Annotated in this window: 19 protein-coding genes; 9 read left to right on the plus strand and 10 right to left on the minus strand. The window is 66.4% G+C overall.

The features are described from left to right. The coding region (locus A5787_RS15530) for a hypothetical protein (RefSeq protein WP_197507161.1) at positions 1–348 on the plus strand (348 nt) is incomplete at its 5' end. Positions 349–430: 82 nt separating this feature from the next. Here A5787_RS15530 and A5787_RS15535 read toward each other — a convergent pair. Beyond that, positions 431–955 (minus strand): gamma carbonic anhydrase family protein, encoded by a 525-nt coding sequence (locus A5787_RS15535; RefSeq protein ID WP_066968476.1) that lies wholly within the window; start codon positions 953–955, stop codon positions 431–433. A 121-nt stretch (positions 956–1076) separates the two neighbouring features. On the opposite strand from A5787_RS15535, the gene A5787_RS15540 reads away from it, so the two are divergent. Both A5787_RS15540 and A5787_RS15545 read left to right on the plus strand, forming a co-directional pair. Continuing rightward, positions 1077–2237: a Rieske 2Fe-2S domain-containing protein gene (locus tag A5787_RS15540; protein ID WP_066968478.1), complete on the plus strand. Its 1161-nt coding sequence runs from the start codon at positions 1077–1079 to the stop codon at positions 2235–2237. 4 nt (positions 2238–2241) lie between these two features. Next, on the plus strand, positions 2242–2688 hold the full coding sequence (locus tag A5787_RS15545; RefSeq protein ID WP_066968480.1) for a hypothetical protein: 447 nt from the start codon (positions 2242–2244) through the stop codon (positions 2686–2688). A gap of 1 nt (position 2689) precedes the next feature. On the opposite strand, the gene A5787_RS15550 is transcribed toward A5787_RS15545, so the two are convergent. Beyond that, positions 2690–3292, minus strand: a complete 603-nt coding sequence (locus tag A5787_RS15550; protein ID WP_066968481.1) for a TetR/AcrR family transcriptional regulator — start codon at positions 3290–3292, stop codon at positions 2690–2692. 103 nt (positions 3293–3395) lie between these two features. Between A5787_RS15550 and A5787_RS15555 the strand changes: the two genes are divergently transcribed. Genes A5787_RS15555 through A5787_RS15570 form a run of 4 tightly spaced genes read left to right on the plus strand, consistent with a single transcriptional unit; the run spans position 3396 to position 5372 of the window. Further along, on the plus strand, positions 3396–3683 hold the full coding sequence (locus A5787_RS15555; protein WP_066968597.1) for a hypothetical protein: 288 nt from the start codon (positions 3396–3398) through the stop codon (positions 3681–3683). A gap of 44 nt (positions 3684–3727) precedes the next feature. Continuing rightward, a complete protein-coding gene (gene nthB / locus A5787_RS15560) occupies positions 3728–4417 on the plus strand; it encodes a nitrile hydratase subunit beta (RefSeq protein WP_066968483.1) in 690 nt (229 codons plus the stop codon). Further along, entirely contained in the window at positions 4414–5034 is a 621-nt protein-coding gene (nthA, locus tag A5787_RS15565) for a nitrile hydratase subunit alpha (protein WP_066968485.1), read from the plus strand. The genes nthB and nthA overlap by 4 nt, the downstream gene beginning before the upstream one ends. A gap of 14 nt (positions 5035–5048) precedes the next feature. Then, on the plus strand, positions 5049–5372 hold the full coding sequence (locus A5787_RS15570; protein WP_197507163.1) for a nitrile hydratase accessory protein: 324 nt from the start codon (positions 5049–5051) through the stop codon (positions 5370–5372). Between the two features lie 10 nt (positions 5373–5382). Here the strand turns inward: A5787_RS15570 and A5787_RS15575 are convergent, their stop codons facing one another. From A5787_RS15575 to A5787_RS15610, 8 genes are all read right to left on the minus strand, one after another. Beyond that, positions 5383–6528, minus strand: a complete 1146-nt coding sequence (locus tag A5787_RS15575) for a sulfotransferase (RefSeq protein ID WP_066968489.1) — start codon at positions 6526–6528, stop codon at positions 5383–5385. Then, complete coding sequence (locus tag A5787_RS15580) at positions 6528–7310, minus strand: SDR family oxidoreductase (RefSeq protein WP_066968491.1); 783 nt, start codon at positions 7308–7310, stop codon at positions 6528–6530. The genes A5787_RS15575 and A5787_RS15580 overlap by 1 nt, the downstream gene beginning before the upstream one ends. Positions 7311–7312: 2 nt before the next feature. Further along, positions 7313–8440: a hypothetical protein gene (locus tag A5787_RS15585; RefSeq protein WP_066968493.1), complete on the minus strand. Its 1128-nt coding sequence runs from the start codon at positions 8438–8440 to the stop codon at positions 7313–7315. 88 nt (positions 8441–8528) lie between these two features. Further along, positions 8529–8831 (minus strand): hypothetical protein, encoded by a 303-nt coding sequence (locus A5787_RS15590; RefSeq protein ID WP_066968495.1) that lies wholly within the window; start codon positions 8829–8831, stop codon positions 8529–8531. 78 nt (positions 8832–8909) lie between these two features. Continuing rightward, positions 8910–10127 (minus strand): PPE family protein, encoded by a 1218-nt coding sequence (locus A5787_RS27765; protein ID WP_066968496.1) that lies wholly within the window; start codon positions 10125–10127, stop codon positions 8910–8912. A 139-nt stretch (positions 10128–10266) separates the two neighbouring features. Then, a complete protein-coding gene (dmpG, locus tag A5787_RS15600; protein ID WP_066968498.1) occupies positions 10267–11322 on the minus strand; it encodes a 4-hydroxy-2-oxovalerate aldolase in 1056 nt (351 codons plus the stop codon). Further along, positions 11319–12251 carry an acetaldehyde dehydrogenase (acetylating) gene (locus A5787_RS15605; protein WP_066968500.1) on the minus strand — a complete coding sequence of 311 codons (933 nt, stop codon included), beginning with the start codon at positions 12249–12251 and terminating at the stop codon, positions 11319–11321. Before A5787_RS15605 ends, dmpG begins: the two co-directional genes overlap by 4 nt. 41 nt (positions 12252–12292) lie before the next feature. After that, positions 12293–13078, minus strand: a complete 786-nt coding sequence (locus A5787_RS15610) for a 2-keto-4-pentenoate hydratase (RefSeq protein ID WP_066968502.1) — start codon at positions 13076–13078, stop codon at positions 12293–12295. 72 nt (positions 13079–13150) lie between these two features. On the opposite strand from A5787_RS15610, the gene kstD reads away from it, so the two are divergent. Together kstD and A5787_RS15620 are read left to right on the plus strand one after the other, a co-directional pair. Then, positions 13151–14833, plus strand: coding sequence for a 3-oxosteroid 1-dehydrogenase (gene kstD, locus A5787_RS15615; RefSeq protein ID WP_066968599.1), 1683 nt, complete (start codon positions 13151–13153; stop codon positions 14831–14833). A 1-nt stretch (position 14834) separates the two neighbouring features. Continuing rightward, entirely contained in the window at positions 14835–15695 is an 861-nt protein-coding gene (locus A5787_RS15620) for a MaoC/PaaZ C-terminal domain-containing protein (protein WP_066968504.1), read from the plus strand. Positions 15696–15707: the final 12 nt, after the last annotated feature.

Consider the following 15707-nt stretch of genomic DNA (forward strand, 5'->3'; position numbering starts at 1 on the left):
GTGGTCGGGGGCATGGGTGGTCGAGGGGGCATCGGCGGCATGCTGGTCGGCGACGGCGGCGCGGGCGGCGCCGGCGGCCTTACCGCCATGGGCGCGACCGGCGCGGCAGGCGGGGCCGGCGGCAATGCCGGGCTGGTCGGCTCCGGCGGGTCCGGCGGCGCCGGCGGGCAGGCGCTCGCCGTCGGTGCCGTTGGCGGAAACGGTGGTAACGGCGGCAACGCCCAGGACATCGGTAACGGCGGTAACGGCGGTAACGGCGGCGTCGGCCAAGCGGGCAACGGCAATGGCGGCACCGGCGGCGGCCGCGGGCTGCTGCTGGGCTTGCCCGGGGCGCCCGGCCTGACGTAACCGACGAAGGCTTTCGAGGCCGAATGCGAAACCTGTGGCACGACAGCCCGATTCAGCGTCGAAGGCTTGCGCTCGGCGAACCCTAGATCGGCTCCAGCCCGACCAGGTGCCGCTGCGCCAGGTCGCGGTAGGCCTGCGGGTTGACGTTGATCCACATCTCCGCGCCGGTTCCGGCGACCGGTCCCTTCACCTGCGCGGGTGACCCGACCGCCAGCATGCCGGCCGGAATCTGGGTGCCGGCCAGCACCAGGGATCCCGCCGCGATCAGGCTGCGCGCCCCGATCACCGCCCCGTCCAGAACCGTTGCGTGGTTGGCGATCAGCGCCTCTTTGCCGACGTGGACCCCGTGCACGACGCACATGTGCGCCACCGTCGCCCCGGGGCCGATATCGACGGGAATGCCCGGCGGCGCGTGCAAGACCGATCCGTCCTGGATGTTGGCACCCTCGCGCACCACGATCGGCCCGTAGTCGCCGCGCAGTACGGCGTTGAACCAGACCGATGCCCCCGCCTCCACAGTGACGTCGCCGATCAGGGTCGCGGTCGGGGCCACGAACGCGGTGGGATCGATCCGCGGCGACCGACCTTCGAAAGCAAACAGCGGCATCGTCTAGATATACCCTAACGTCAATATGCTCGCTGAAAACCGCAGCCAGACGCATCGTCATTGCGCCGGGGACACCCAAAACTGTAACGTGTTCTAGTTAGAGACTACTTGGAGGTGGAAGGTGAGTACCGACACCAAGGCGGTCGGCATCCGGGAGATCGACCCCGGCGCATTGCCGACCAGATACGCCCGCGGCTGGCATTGCCTGGGCGTCGCAAAAGACTTTCAGGACGGCAAGCCGCACTCCGTGCAGGCGTTCGGCACCAAGCTGGTCGTTTTCGCCGATTCCCACGGGGACCTGAAGGTGCTCGACGGCTACTGCCGGCACATGGGCGGCGACCTGTCCGAGGGCACCATCAAGGGCGATGAGGTCGCCTGCCCGTTCCACGACTGGCGCTGGGGCGGTGACGGCCGCTGCAAGCTGGTGCCGTACGCTAAGCGCACCCCCAAGACCGCACGCACCCGGTCGTGGACCACCGACGTCCGTGGCGGCCTGCTGTTCGTCTGGCACGACCACGAGGGCAATCCGCCGGACCCCGCGGTCAGGATCCCCGAGATCCCCGAAGCCCACAGCGGCGAATGGACCGAATGGCGGTGGAACCGCATCCTCATCGAGGGGTCCAACTGCCGCGACATCATCGACAACGTCACCGACATGGCGCACTTCTTCTACATCCATTTCGGGTTGCCGACGTCCTTCAAGAACGTCTTCGAGGGCCACATCGCCTCGCAGTACCTGCACAACGTGGGCCGGCCCGACGTGGACGACCTGGGGACGTCTTACGGTGAGGCGCACCTGGATTCGGAGGCGTCCTACTTCGGGCCGTCGTTCATGATCAACTGGTTGCACAACAGCTACGGCGGCTTTAAGGCCGAGTCGATCCTGATCAACTGCCACTACCCGGTCACGCAGAACTCGTTCGTGCTGCAGTGGGGCGTCATCGTCGAAAAGCCCAAGGGCATGGACGAGGCGATGAGCGACAAGCTGTCGCGGGTCTTCACCGAGGGGGTCAGCAAGGGCTTCATGCAGGACGTTGAAATCTGGCAACACAAGACCCGGATCGACAACCCGCTGCTGGTCGAGGAGGACGGCGCGGTCTACCAGCTGCGGCGCTGGTATCAGCAGTTCTACGTCGATGTTGCCGACATCACGCCAGAAATGGTGGAGCGCTTCGAGATTGAGATCGACACCACCCGCGCCAACGAATACTGGAACGCCGAGGTCGAGGAGAACCTGAAGGCACGGGAGGTCCCGGAGGACGTCCCGGCCGAGCAACACTAGGACCATGGCCGAAGATCAGCCGGCAGTACCCGACGTCGATCGGCTCGCCCGGTCGATGCTGATGCTGCATGGCGATTACCACGATCACGACGAATCGTCTGGGCGAAACGATGGGACGGGATCCTGGTCCAAATCAAGGGATTTCGCTGACGACCCGCAACGCGCCGCCGCCGTCGCCGAGGCCAGCCGCGCCGATCGGGAGCGCTACCTGACGTCGGGGCTGCTGCCGGTGGATTGCCGGTTCTGCCACGTCACGGTCACGGTCAAAAGGCTGGGCCCGGGTCACACCGCGGTGCAGTGGAACACCCAGGCGGCGCAGCGTTGCGCGTACTTCAGCGAGATCCGCGAAGCCGGCGGGGACACCGCCCGTGCGCGCGCCTGCCCGAAGCTCAGCGACAGCATCGAGCACGCCTTCGCCGAGGGCTACCTGGACCACCCGGACGACGACTGAGTCAGTCGCCTTGGGGCAGTTTGGTTATCGCCTCAAAGGCCTCGAGGAACACCGCGGCGATGTCGTCGTCGCGCGCGCCGGCCAGTGGCTTCTTCTGTAACAGCACTCGCTGCACGCCGATGCCCAACAACAGGGCCGTGACCATGTCCGCGCGAATCCGCGGATTCTCCGCGGTGATCCGCTTCGCCAGATTGCGGGTGAGGCCGGTTTCGATCTGCAGGTTGAGGCGCGCGACGACCTCGGGGTCTCCGCTGGAGCGCAGCAGCGCGAACAGGGGAGCGTCGATGTCGCGGCGAGCTTGCAGAACCCGGTCGATCAACAGCTGTCCTACCGCGTCGTCGGCGGCGCGGCGGGCCGCGGGAACGTTGTCTGAGACGTCGGTGGCCGCGGTAAAGAGTTCCTGCTTGGAGCCGAAATAGCGGCGGATCAGCATCACATCCACGCCGGCTTGGGCGGCGATCGAGCGCAGCGAGGTGCCCCGGTACCCGTGTTGCAAGAACTGTTGCCTGGCCGCCTCCAATAGGCGGTTGCGGGTAGCCGCGGCGTTGCGAGGGCGCGGCGGCCCAGGCTCGGATTCGGGATCGCCGCCGGCCTGTTGCGTCATGGTGTCCTCCGAGTGTGTCTACAACCGTAGACATCCTATTGATACAGCGCTATCATTGCATATCTACGACTGTAGACATGCGGGAGTGATCATGGTTGGAGTCATGCTCGTCAAGCAAAAAGTCGAGAGCGTCGGACAGTGGAACGCCGTCTTCCGCAATCCTGACTTGGATGCCGTGCGCCGTGAGCACGGTTTGGTAGTGACCGGGACCTACGCCGACGCCAACGATCCGAACACAGTCATCGTCGTGATGGATATGCACGACCTCGCCAAGGCGCGCAGGTTCGCAGGCTCCGCGGAATTGGCGGCTGCCCGCGAGCGGGCTGGCGCAATCGGGTCTCCGGACGGTGTGTGGTTCGGGTCGCAGCAAATAATCTGGCCTGCCTCCTGACGCTAAACACCAGTACCACAAGCTACGAGTGACGGAGGAGACCCGTGAACGGAGAGCATGACCAGGGCGGAACGCAATCCTTCGGGCTTATTCCTCTTCCACAGAACGAGCCGGTCTTTCACGCCCCCTGGGAGGGACGCGTCCAAGCCATGACCATCGCGTTGCTCGTCGCCGGGCACTTCGGTAGCGGCGGTGTGCTGCGCTACGCCATCGAAAGCCTGCCGCCGCTTCGGTACTTGCAATGCGGCTACTTCGAGCGCCACCTTGAGGGGTTAGAAGGGGCGCTGGTGAAGCGAATGCTTTTGGGCCGAGCCGAGATCGACGATCGTCTACAACATCTCGCTAGCGGTGGAGATGGCAATGACCCGCAGCGGAGCAGCACCGGAGCTCACCCCGCGAGCACACCGGGTCCGCCGACAAAGGGTGGTGATCCGAGTAACCGTCGCGAGGCTGACCACCCGCGATGCTTCGCGGTGGGCGACGAAGTCATTGCGCGCAATCTTCACTCCCGCGGTCACACCAGGCTGCCCCGCTATGTACGCGGTCGTCGCGGCCAAATCATCGGAATTCACCCAGCAGCGGTCTTCCCGGACACCGACGCTCATGGAATGGGCGAAAACCCCCAGGCCATCTACACGGTGAGCTTCGACGGTCAGGAACTGTGGGGCGACGTCGCGGAACCCAATCTGAAAGTACAGCTCGGACTGTGGGAAAGCTACCTGGTTGCGGCATGAATCATCAAAGCCGCCAACGATATTCCGCCCCGTCCGATCCCGCCCTGCGTACCCGGGCGATCGAATCACTCCTGCTGGAAAAGGGGCTGATCGTCCCCGAAGCAATCGATGCGGTAGCGGCGATGCTTGAACACGACATCGGACCGTTCAACGGAGCACGGGTCGTGGCCCGAGCCTGGAGCGACCCCGAGTACAAAAAGCGGCTACTTGCCAACGGTAATGCCGGTCTCGAAGAACTGGGCCTCACCGCCCCAACCGAATTGATCGTCTTGGAAAACACCGACCACGTCCACAACATGGTCGTCTGCACACTGTGCTCGTGTTATCCGTGGACACTGCTGGGCCTGCCGCCGACCTGGTACAAATCTCCCGAATACCGTGCCCGCGTGGTGATCGAGCCACGCGCGGTGCTCGCCGAGTTCGGATTGGAGCTGCCCGAATCGATGGAAATCCGCGTGTGGGACTCCACCGCGGAAACCCGCTACTTGGTCCTGCCGCGTCGGCCTGCCAACACCAACGACTGGAGCATCGACGACCTCGTTGGCATCGTCACACGCGACGCGATGACCGGTGCTGCTGACGTCGCCGACCCCAACGAACAGCAGGCCCACCTGTGACTCGACTCGCAATCGTGGAACGCCTCGATGCCCACAGCCAGAGTGCACTCCCCCGCATCAATGGCGAATTGCTGTTCTCCGCGCCCTGGGAAGCGACTGTTTTCGCGCTCGCCATCGCGCTGTCCGATGCACACAGGTTCGACTGGCGCGAGTTCCACCAACGACTGATCACCGAAATCCAGCACTGGGGAGACCAGCCGCATCGAGCAGAAGACTGGGACTATTACCAGCGATGGCTGGCCGCGCTGGAATACGTCCTCTGCCATCGCGGAATCCTCATGCAGTCCGAACTCCACGACAGAGCGGCCGCGCTCGCCGCTCATGACCACCACGAATAGCACCGGTTGACTAGAGCCCCGCGAATCGCTCCTTCACCGCTTCCTCGGTCAACCCGTAATCGGCAAGCGAATACGTATGTTTCGGCGCACGCTCGCCGGACTGGCTGGCGGCATGGCTCTCCTCCATGGCCGTCCGGGCCTCGTCGGTCAGCGTCAGGCCGAAGTGCCGGTAGACGTCGGCCACCGTTCCCAACGGATCGGCGATCAAGGCCCGATAGTCGACATCGTAGAACTGGGCCGGGTCGTATTTGGCTCGTGCGGTGTTGAACCGTTCCAAACCGCGTGACCAGGTTTCCATTGAGTCAGCACCGATTTGGGCGCCCACGTATGTCGTCGACCATCCCTCCGCGGTGTGCTGCGCCAGCGAGCACATCGAGGCCATGATGGTCTCGACCGGCCGGTGGGTCTGAATGACCAGTGCGTCCGGGTAGGTCGCCATCAGCGCGTCCAACGCGAAGAGGTGGCTGGGGTTCTTCAGCACCCACCGCTTGTCGGGGTCGTTGAGTCCGATCAGCTGGAGGTTCCTACGGTGCCGGTGATACGACGGCGTCCAGTCCTGCTGCGACAACCACTTTGAGTAGCTGGGCAGGTGCGACAGCGTCTCGTAGGACACCGAATGCAGCGACTGTCGCAGCAACTGCCAGCATTCCTCCAGCTCGTAGGCGGCCATGAAGTGCAGACCGGTGTAGCCGGGGTTTTCCTGATGGTGCTGGGTGAATTGCGCGTCAAGCTGGCGATACATCGGGTTCGATTCCCAGGTTTCGCGCGGCGGGCGCGGCTGCGGGAACTCCGCCAGCCACATGTGCAGACCTTGATGCGCCGGGTCGGCGCCCAGCAGGCGGTGCAGCGCCGTGGTGCCGGTGCGCACCAGCCCGGTGACGAAGATCGGCCGTTCGATCACAACGTCGGCGTGCTGCGGGTATTGCTTCCACGAGGATTCGGACAGCAGCCGGGCCACCAGCGCGCCGCGCAGAAAGAACCGATTCATCTTGCTGCCCAACACGGTAAGGCCCGCTTCGCTCCGGTAGGAGTCCAGCAGCACCCCCAGCGCCTCGCGATAGTTGTCGTCGTCGGCGCCGAAGTCGTCCAGCCCGGTCAGCTTGGTGGCCGACGCGTGCAGTTCGTCGACGGTGCCGACATCAGTGCGGTCAGCCATCAGTTGTGATACTCCCCGCAGTTGACGTCCAGCGTCTGTCCCGTGATGCCGCTGGACAAATCGCTGGCCAGGAAGAGGATCGCCGAGGCCACCTCGTCCTCGGAGGGCAGTCGCTTCAGGTCGGAGTTCGCGGCGGTGGCCTGGTAGATCTGGTCGGCTGTGGTGCCGTACTTGCCGGCCTGGTGTTCGAAGTAGGCCTTCAGCGTCTCGCCCCAGATATAGCCTGGTGCAACGGAATTGACGCGAATACCCTTCTCGCCGAGTTCGGTGGCCAGCGACTGCGACATTGCCAGCAGAGCCGACTTGGCCATCTTGTACGCACCGTACTTGGCTTGCGAGTGGCGCAGCACCATCGAGTTGACGTTGACGATCGATCCGTGCGACTTCTCGAGCGCCGGCGTCAGGGCCTGGACGAGCCGCAACGCCCCCAGCGCGCTCAGCTCGATCGCATCGCGGATGTGCTGAAACGACGTGCCGGCCAAGGGCTTCATCGACGGCACCCGGAACGCATTGTTGACCAGCACGTCGACCTTGCCGTAGCTCGCCATGGCGGTCTCGACGAGGTAGTCCACCTCTTCGTCGTTGGTGATGTCGGCACGCACCGCCAGCGCCTTGTGCCCGGAGTCGTTGATCTCCTTGGCCACCGCCTCCAGCCGGTCCAGGCTCCGGGCGGCCAGCACCAATTCGGCGCCGTCGCGCGCGCATCGGTGCGCCAGCGTGGTGCCGAGCCCCGGCCCGACGCCACTGATGACGACCACCTTTTGTTCGAGCATTCCCGACATCGTCACCCCAGCATCCTGGCCGCAATTTGTTGTTGACGCAACGCAATTCGCGCACGCCACTGGTCCTCGGAAATCTTATTGTGCTCGAAATACGGCAGAGCGGCCGGCACCGCGTCAAAGTCCACGAGCTCGACGGTGGGCCCGTCGGCGTCGGTGAGCTCACGCGACACCCGCTGCCAGCGGAACTGCACGTAGCCCCGCCGGTGGCCGAGCGTTTCCACCCAGTTGGTCACGCCCGGGTTCTGATCGGCGACGACGATGCGGACCTTGCCGTCCGGATCCGCCTGGGCCTGCGTGTTGTTGAGCGACGTCTGGTGGTTGATGTAGTCCAGCGAGATGTACCACAAGCTGCCAAGTTGAAAACCGAGATAGGGGGCATCCGAGACCGGGATCGTGATCACCAGCGCCTGGTCCGGCCGCAGCTCGAAATGCCCCGCCGACGAGTACTGCGTCGCCAGGCCGCCCGGGGTCAGCCGGGGCGCGACCATGGTGTTGACCGGGATGTTCAGGTAGAACCACTGCGGGAACTGGAGCCAGGTCTTCACCCGGTTGACCAACTGCTTAGCGGCTGTGGCATAACGCTTTTCGATCGTCTGCCGGGTCAGCGGCGGCGGCGCAGTGCCGGCGGTGTCGAGCCTGGAGATGGTCAGCGTGCCGCGCTGGGCCGACCAGTCGCCGTACACCTCGCGGATCACCAGTTGCCCCGGGCTGTTCGGTCGCACCCGCCACTCGAAGCTGCCGTCGGCGGCGATCTCGAGTTCGCGATCGTCGAACGCGGCTTGGCTGACGGGCACGTTGTCGTCGGTGTACTCACCGCCGAGCAACTGGAAGCTCAGGTCGGTGGTGGTGCCGCGCCGGCCGGTGACGACATAGTCGTGCTCGGCCTGCACGCGGGTGCCGAAGTATAGCGTGTCGGGATTGTCCAGGCCCATCTTGGTGAACGGCCCGGTGCCCGACTGCAGGAACGGATGGTCGCGCTCGTAGTCGAAGGCCAGGTGCGTGCAGGCCGCGATGCAGCCGGCCAGATATTGCAGGCCTTCGAGCAGGTCGGCCTCGGTCTCGATGTGCGGGGCGGCGGCGACGAGCTGCTCGGCTTCGGCGATCGCGTCGGTAAGGGGATTAGAGAACACGCCTAGACGCTAGAACGTGTTCTACTTTTTAGTCAATGGCGAACGTTACTGCGCGTCGCCGGCGGCATTTATCGACGAGGCCCGCTCACTATGGTGCGCACTGCTGGGACAGGTCGATCAGGTGCTGCCGCACATCGGGATGCCGGTTCAGGTAGTCGATGACGTTGCCGCCGCCACCCTCGGCCTGAGACTTGGCCTGCAACTGCTGCTTCACGTCCGGATGCCGGGTGAGGTACGAGTCAATGGACTGGCCCACGGTCTGATCGCATTGCGGTTCCGCGTTGGCCTGCGGCAACGCGATCATCACCGGGGCGGTCACGCTCAGCACAGCGCCGGCAAGCACGCCGTACAGTCCGCGTCGAAGGCTGGCGGTCCTGAATGTCACGGTCATAGAGCCGAGGTTACCCGCGTAAATCGAGTGCCGACCACCGCCGATCGGCGCTGAGGTCACCGTGCCCTGGGATGCGGGCTAGTTGGCCCGGGCTTCGGGTTCGGGCGCTTCGTCCGACGGCAGCTCCATAGCCACCCTCTCCCCCGACGCCGGCGCTTCGGCTGCCTTGGGTTTGATTGCCGAGATCTCTGCGGCCGGTCCTGCCGCGGCCTGTGTGGTCGCGAGAGGTGTGGCGGCGAGCGGAACCGGTGCTTCCTCGACTTCCGGTGCGACCGCTTCCGGCGCCGGCGGCGCAGCGGGCGTCAGAGTTTCCTCCGCGGCCTTCGTGGTGGGGACCGGGATGCCCGTCGTGGAACCTGTGGACGAAGAGGAGCTCATCGCCGCGGACGCCATCATCATCGCGCCCATGCCACCGGCCCCGATAAAGCCCGGGCTTCCGCCGCCGCCGATCATGCCGCCGGCATTCGCCGCGCCGACGTTTCCGCTGCCGACGTAGGCGCCGCCCGTCGTCGTCGGGCCGGCCGCGCCGGCGTCGGTCGCCGGGGCCCCGCCGGCGTAGCTGCTGTCCATACTTCCGCCGCCGACCGCGGCACCCGTGCCGGGATTGGAACTTCCGCCGCCGCCGGTGCCGGCAGCCACGTTCGCGCCGGCCGGGGCGTCGCCACCACCGCCACCGCCACCGGCACCACCACCGGCCGCGCCCGCGGCGGCAGCGGTGCCGCCCGCCGGGCTCGAACCGGCACCGATGCCCCCGAGGCCGGGGAGGCTGGGGATGGCCGGCAGACTGGCCTGCCCCGACAGCAATTGCCCGGCCGCCGCCGACGCGCCGCCGTGATAGCCCACCATCGCCGCCACGTCCTGGGCCCACATCTCCATGTAGTTGAACTCGGTCTCCGCGATCGCCGGCCAGTTCTGGCCGAACAGGTTGCTCATCACCAACTGGAACAGGCCGTTGCGGTTGGCCTCGACCTGCAACGGGTGCACCGTCGCCGCCACTGCGCTCTCGAAGGCGCTGACGACCGCCTGAGCCTGAGCCGCCGCCCCGGCCGCCTGGGACGCCGCGGCCGTCAACCAACTCGCGTACGGGGCCGCCGCCGCCGCCATCGCCTGCGCGGCCGCACCCTGCCACGCCTGGCTGGCCAAGTTCGACGTGACCGAAGCAAACGACTGAGCTGCGGAGCCCAACTCGGCGGCCAGCCCATTCCAGGCCGCCGCAGCCTGCAGCATCGGACCCGAACCGGCGCCCGAGTACATCAGCAGCGAATTGATCTCCGGCGGCAACATCAAGAAACTCACAACAACCCCTAGCAACGCATGCAGTCGATCAAACAAACGCTAAGCCAAACCGGGCGGAGGTTTTTCGCCTTCCGCCAGATTCAAAGGATTCTAAGGCGACGGCCGGGGGCGCACACCCCCGAACCCGGTCAGAACACCGCTAATGGGTGACGACGGCGCCGCTCTCCTGCTCGCGCTTGATTTCCAGGGCGATGTCGATCAGCTGGTCTTCCTGGCCGCCGATGAGCTTGCGCTGACCGGCCCGGTGCAGCAGCGCCGCGGCGGGTACACCGTAGCGCTCGGCCTGGCGCACGGCGTGCTTGAGGAAGCTGGAATAGACGCCCGAGTAGCCCATGATCAGCGCGTTGCGGTCGAGCAGGCATTCGGCGGGCATCGCCGGGCGCACGACGTCCTCCGCGGCGTCGGCGATATCGAAGAAGTCGATGCCGGTCTTGACGCCGATCTTGTCGAACACCCCGATCAGCGCCTCGACGGGCGCGTTGCCCGCACCGGCCCCGAAGCGGCGGCACGAGCCGTCGATCTGTTTGGCGCCGGCCCGGACGGCCTCCACCGAGTTGGCCACCCCCAGCCCCAGGTTTTCGTGGCCATGGAATCCGACCTGGGCGTCGTCGCCCAGTTCGGCGACCAGCGCCGCCACCCGGTCGCGCACCCCTTCGAGGACCAGCGCCCCGGCGGAGTCGACCACGTAGACGCACTGGCAGCCCGCGTCGGCCATGATGCGCGCCTGCTGCGCGAGCTTCTCCGGCGCAATGGTGTGGGACATCATCAGGAACCCGACGGTCTCCAGACCCAGCTCACGCGCCAGGCCGAAGTGCTGGATCGAGACATCGGCCTCGGTGCAATGGGTGGCGATCCGGCAGATCGAGCCGCCGTTGTTCTGGGCCTCCTTGATGTCCTCCTTGGTGCCCACCCCGGGCAGCATCAGGAAAGCGATCTTGGCCTCCTTGGCCGTCTCGGCCGCGAGCTTGATCAGCTCCTGCTCGGGGGTCTTGGAGAACCCGTAGTTGAAGCTCGAGCCGCCCAGCCCGTCGCCGTGGGTCACCTCGATGACCGGCACACCCGCGGCGTCCAGGGCGGCGACGATGGCGCCGACCTCGTCCTTGGTGAACTGGTGGCGCTTGTGGTGGGACCCGTCGCGCAGGGACGTGTCGGTCATCCGGACGTCCCAGATCGGGTTGAAAAAGATGTCACTCATGCTTGCGCTCCTCCCGCCGTCCCACCAGCAGCCGCCGCCAGGGATTCCTTCGCGATCTCCTCGCCGACCTTGGTGGCCGCGGCGGTCATGATGTCGAGGTTGCCCGCGTAGGGCGGCAGGTAATCGCCGGCGCCCTCGACCTCGACGAAGGTGGTCACCAGGGCCTGGCCACCGGAGTTGAGCGACGGGTCGTCGAACTGCGGCTCGTTGAGCAGCCGGTAGCCCGGCACATAGGTCTGCACCTCGGCCACCACGTCGTGGATGGACTTGGCGATGGCATCGCGGTCGGCGTCCTCGGGAATGGCGCAGAAGATCGTGTCGCGCATGATCATTGGCGGGTCGGCCGGGTTCAGGATGATGATGGCCTTGCCGCGTTTGGCGCCGCCGATGGTCTCGACGCCCTTGCTGGTGGTCTTGGTGAATTCGTCGATGTTCGCGCGGGTTCCAGGACCCGCGGAAACTGAAGCCACCGAAGCGACGATTTCCGCGTACGGCACTTCGACGGCGCGACTGACCGCGTAGACGATCGGGATCGTCGCCTGTCCCCCGCAGGTGATCATGTTGACGTTGGGCGCGTCCAGGTGCTCGCGCAGGTTCGCCGGGGGGATCACCGCGGGGCCCACCGCGGCCGGTGTCAGGTCAATGGCCCGAATGCCCGCGGCCGCGTATTTCGGCGCCGCGTCCCGGTGCACGTAGGCGCTGGTCGCCTCGAACACCAGATCGGGTTTCTCCGGCTGGGCCAGCAGCCAGTCGACCCCTTCGTGGGTGGTCTCCAGACCCAGTTTGCGAGCCCGTGCCAGGCCCTCGCTTTCCGGGTCGATGCCCACCATCCAGCGCGGCTCCAGCCAGTCCGATCGGAGGAGTTTGTACAGCAGGTCGGTGCTGATGTTGCCCGACCCGACAATGGCCACACTCGCCTTGGACGGCATGATGCTCCTTTTATTTGGACTAATTCAAAACTAATCCGGCGCTATTCAAAGGACAACCGCACGGAACCCAGTCCCGTGAAGTCGGCGACGAATTCGTCTCCAGCGTGTGCATCTATCGCTCGCGTGCACGATCCGGGTAACACGATGTCACCTTTTTTCAGCCGCACCCCGAAGCTTTCCACCTTGCGCGCCAACCACGCGACGGCGGTGACCGGGTTACCCAGCACGGCGTCGCTGCGGCCCTCGGCGATCACCTCGCCGTTGCGGGTCAGCACCGCGTCGATCGCCTTGACATCGACGTCGCCCGGCGACACCCGGGCCTCGCCCAGCACGAAGCCCGCCGATGAGGCGTTGTCGGCGATGGTGTCGCACAACGCGATCTTCCAGTCGGTGATCCTGGTGTCGATCAGCTCGATCGAAGGCACCAGGGCTTCGGTGCCCGCCAGCACGTCCTGCTCGGTGCAACTTGCCCCGGGGAGGTCGGCGGACAGGATGAATCCCACCTCCACCTCCACCCGCGGGTACAGGTAGCGGCCGGCCTTGACCGGGGTGTCTTCGAACACCTGCATCTCGTCGAGCAGGTGGCCGTAATCCGGCTCGTCGACGCCCATCATCTGCTGCATCGCCAACGACGACAGGCCCACCTTGTGGCCCAGCACCCGGGCGCCTTCGGCCACCCGCTGGCGGATGTTGATCAGCTGAACTTCGTAGGCGTCGACGACGTCGATGTCCGGGTATCGGGCGGTCAGCGGAGCGATGGGCGCACGGCTGCGCTCGGCCTGTGCCAGGTCGGCGGCCAGCTCGTCGCGGATCGCAACACTGAGCATTTACCGAAGTCCCCTCGTTCTTGTGACCGGGCCGGTAGCGCCCAACCCGGGCAATTCTATAACGTGTTCTACATGACAGCGCAGGAGTACGACGTCGTCGTGGTGGGGAGCGGCGGAGCCGGCATGGTTGCTGCCCTTGCCGCCGCGCACCGCGGCCTTTCGACAGTAGTCATCGAGAAGGCCCCGCATTTTGGCGGCTCTACCGCGCGGTCCGGGGGCGGGGTCTGGATTCCGAACAACGAGGTGCTCAAGCGCGACGGCGTGCAAGACTCCCCGGAGGCCGCCCGCACCTACCTGCACGGCATCATCGGTGACATCGTGGAGCCGGAGCGCATCGACGCCTACCTCGAACGCGGCCCTGAGATGCTGTCCTTCGTGTTGAAGCACACCCCCTTGAAGATGTGCTGGGTGCCGCGCTACTCCGACTACTACCCCGAGGCGCCGGGGGGCCGCGCGGGCGGCCGGTCGATCGAGCCCAAGCCGTTCAACGCGCGCAAGCTCGGCGCCGACGAAGCCGGGCTCGAACCGGCCTACGGCAAGGTTCCGCTCAACGTGGTTGTGATGCAGCAGGATTACGTGCGCCTCAATCAGCTCAAGCGGCACCCGCGGGGCGTGGCGCGCAGCCTGAAGGTCGGCGCGCGCACGATGTGGGCCAAGGCGACGGGTAAGAACCTGGTCGGCATGGGACGCGCCCTGATCGGCCCGCTGCGGATCGGGTTGCAGCGCGCCGGCGTTCCGGTCGCGCTCAACACCGCGCTCACCGACCTCTACGTCGAGGACGGCGTGGTGCGCGGGGTTTACGTCAGCGACACCGGCGCGTCGGAATCGGTTGAGCCGCGCCTGATCCGGGCCCGTCGGGGCGTGATCCTCGCGTCCGGCGGGTTCGAGCACAACGAGCAGATGCGGGTGAAGTACCAGCGTGCGCCCATCACCACCGAGTGGACCGTCGGCGCCAAGGCCAACACCGGCGACGGGATTCTCGCCGGCGAAAAGCTCGGAGCCGCACTGGAGTTGATGGAGGACGCGTGGTGGGGCCCGACGGTGCCGCTGGTGGGCGCGCCGTGGTTCGCCCTGTCGGAGCGCAACTCGCCCGGCTCGATCATCGTCAACATGTCGGGCAAGCGGTTCATGAACGAGTCGATGCCCTACGTCGAGGCCTGCCACCACATGTACGGCGGCGAATTCGGTCAGGGCCCTGGGCCGGGCGAGAACATCCCGGCGTGGCTGGTGTTCGACCAGCAGTACCGCGACCGCTACATCTTCGCGGGATTGCAACCGGGACAACGCATTCCGCGCAAATGGCTGGATTCCGGCGTGATCGTGCAGGCCGACACCCTTTCGCAACTGGCCGAGACGGCCGGCCTGCCGGGCGATGAGTTGGTGGCCACCGTGCAGCGCTTCAACGGCTTCGCGCGCTCGGGCGTCGACGAGGACTACCGCCGCGGGGAAAGCGCCTACGACCGCTACTACGGCGACCCCACCAACAAGCCGAACCCCAACCTCGGCGAGATCAGCCACCCGCCCTACTACGCCGCCAAGATGGTGCCCGGCGACCTGGGCACCAAGGGCGGCATCCGCACCGACGTGCACGGCCGTGCGCTGCGCGACGACGGCAGCATCATCGAAGGCCTCTACGCCGCGGGCAATGTCAGCGCCCCGGTGATGGGCCACACTTACCCCGGCCCGGGCGGCACCATCGGGCCGGCGATGACCTTCGGTTATCTGGCGGCGCTGCACATCGCGGGGAGTAACTGAGATGCCGATCGATGTAGACGTCGCGCTGAGCGCCGAGCTGGACCCCATCGAATTCTCTTGGAGCAGCAGCGATATCCAGCTCTACCACCTGGGTTTGGGGGCTGGTTCCGATCCGATGGATCCCCGCGAGCTGCGCTATCTGGTGGACGACACCCCGCAGGTGCTGCCGACGTTCGGCAACGTCGCGGCCTCCTTTCACATGACCAAGCCACCGACGGTGCAGTTTCCCGGCATCGACATCGAGCTGAGCAGGGTGTTGCACGCCAGCGAACGGATCGAGGTGCCCGGCCCGCTGCCACCGTCGGGTTCCGCCAAGGCCGTCACCCGGTTCACCGACATCTGGGACAAGGGCAAGGCCGCCGTGATCTGGAGCGAGACAACAGCCAGCGCCCCGGACGGCACCGTGCTGTGGACCCAGCGGCGGTCGATCTTCGCCCGCGGCGAGGGCGGATTCGGCGGCGAGCGCGGACCCTCCTCGTCGGATGCGGCGCCGGACCGCGCGCCCGACCTCGAGGTCGACGTGCCGATCCTGCCGCAGCAGGCGCTGCTGTACCGGCTCTGCGGCGACCGCAACCCGCTGCACTCCGATCCCGAATTCGCCGCCGCCGCAGGCTTTCCCAGGCCCATCCTGCATGGCCTGTGCACCTACGGGATGACCTGTAAGGCCATCACCGACGCGCTGCTGGACGGCGACGCGGGGGCGGTCGCGGCCTACAGCGCGCGCTTCGCCGGCGTGGCGTATCCCGGCGAGACGCTCAAGGTCGGCATCTGGAAGGACAACGGCCGATTCCTGGCCAGCGTGGTCGCGCCCGCGCGCGAGAACGCCGTCGTGCTGTCCGGGGTTGAACTTCTCCCTGCGTAGCGACTTTGCTGC

Origin of the sequence: Mycobacterium sp. 852002-50816_SCH5313054-b, assembly GCF_001667185.1 — a bacterium.
GTDB lineage: Bacteria > Actinomycetota > Actinomycetes > Mycobacteriales > Mycobacteriaceae > Mycobacterium.

Bases quoted from the DNA above. Each gene is read 5' to 3' on its own strand.
- A5787_RS15535 (WP_066968476.1), bottom strand. From the start codon at position 955: ATGCCGCTGTTTGCTTTCGAAGGTCGGTCGCCGCGGATCGATCCCACC.
- A5787_RS15545 (WP_066968480.1), top strand. From the start codon at position 2,242: ATGGCCGAAGATCAGCCGGCAGTACCCGACGTCGATCGGCTCGCCCGG.
- A5787_RS15550 (WP_066968481.1), bottom strand. From the start codon at position 3,292: ATGACGCAACAGGCCGGCGGCGATCCCGAATCCGAGCCTGGGCCGCCG.
- A5787_RS15555 (WP_066968597.1), top strand. From the start codon at position 3,396: ATGCTCGTCAAGCAAAAAGTCGAGAGCGTCGGACAGTGGAACGCCGTC.
- nthA (WP_066968485.1), top strand. From the start codon at position 4,414: ATGAATCATCAAAGCCGCCAACGATATTCCGCCCCGTCCGATCCCGCC.
- A5787_RS15575 (WP_066968489.1), bottom strand. From the start codon at position 6,528: ATGGCTGACCGCACTGATGTCGGCACCGTCGACGAACTGCACGCGTCG.
- A5787_RS15580 (WP_066968491.1), bottom strand. From the start codon at position 7,310: ATGTCGGGAATGCTCGAACAAAAGGTGGTCGTCATCAGTGGCGTCGGG.
- A5787_RS15590 (WP_066968495.1), bottom strand. From the start codon at position 8,831: ATGACCGTGACATTCAGGACCGCCAGCCTTCGACGCGGACTGTACGGC.
- dmpG (WP_066968498.1), bottom strand. From the start codon at position 11,322: ATGAGTGACATCTTTTTCAACCCGATCTGGGACGTCCGGATGACCGAC.
- A5787_RS15605 (WP_066968500.1), bottom strand. From the start codon at position 12,251: ATGCCGTCCAAGGCGAGTGTGGCCATTGTCGGGTCGGGCAACATCAGC.
- A5787_RS15610 (WP_066968502.1), bottom strand. From the start codon at position 13,078: ATGCTCAGTGTTGCGATCCGCGACGAGCTGGCCGCCGACCTGGCACAG.
- kstD (WP_066968599.1), top strand. From the start codon at position 13,151: ATGACAGCGCAGGAGTACGACGTCGTCGTGGTGGGGAGCGGCGGAGCC.
- A5787_RS15620 (WP_066968504.1), top strand. From the start codon at position 14,835: ATGCCGATCGATGTAGACGTCGCGCTGAGCGCCGAGCTGGACCCCATC.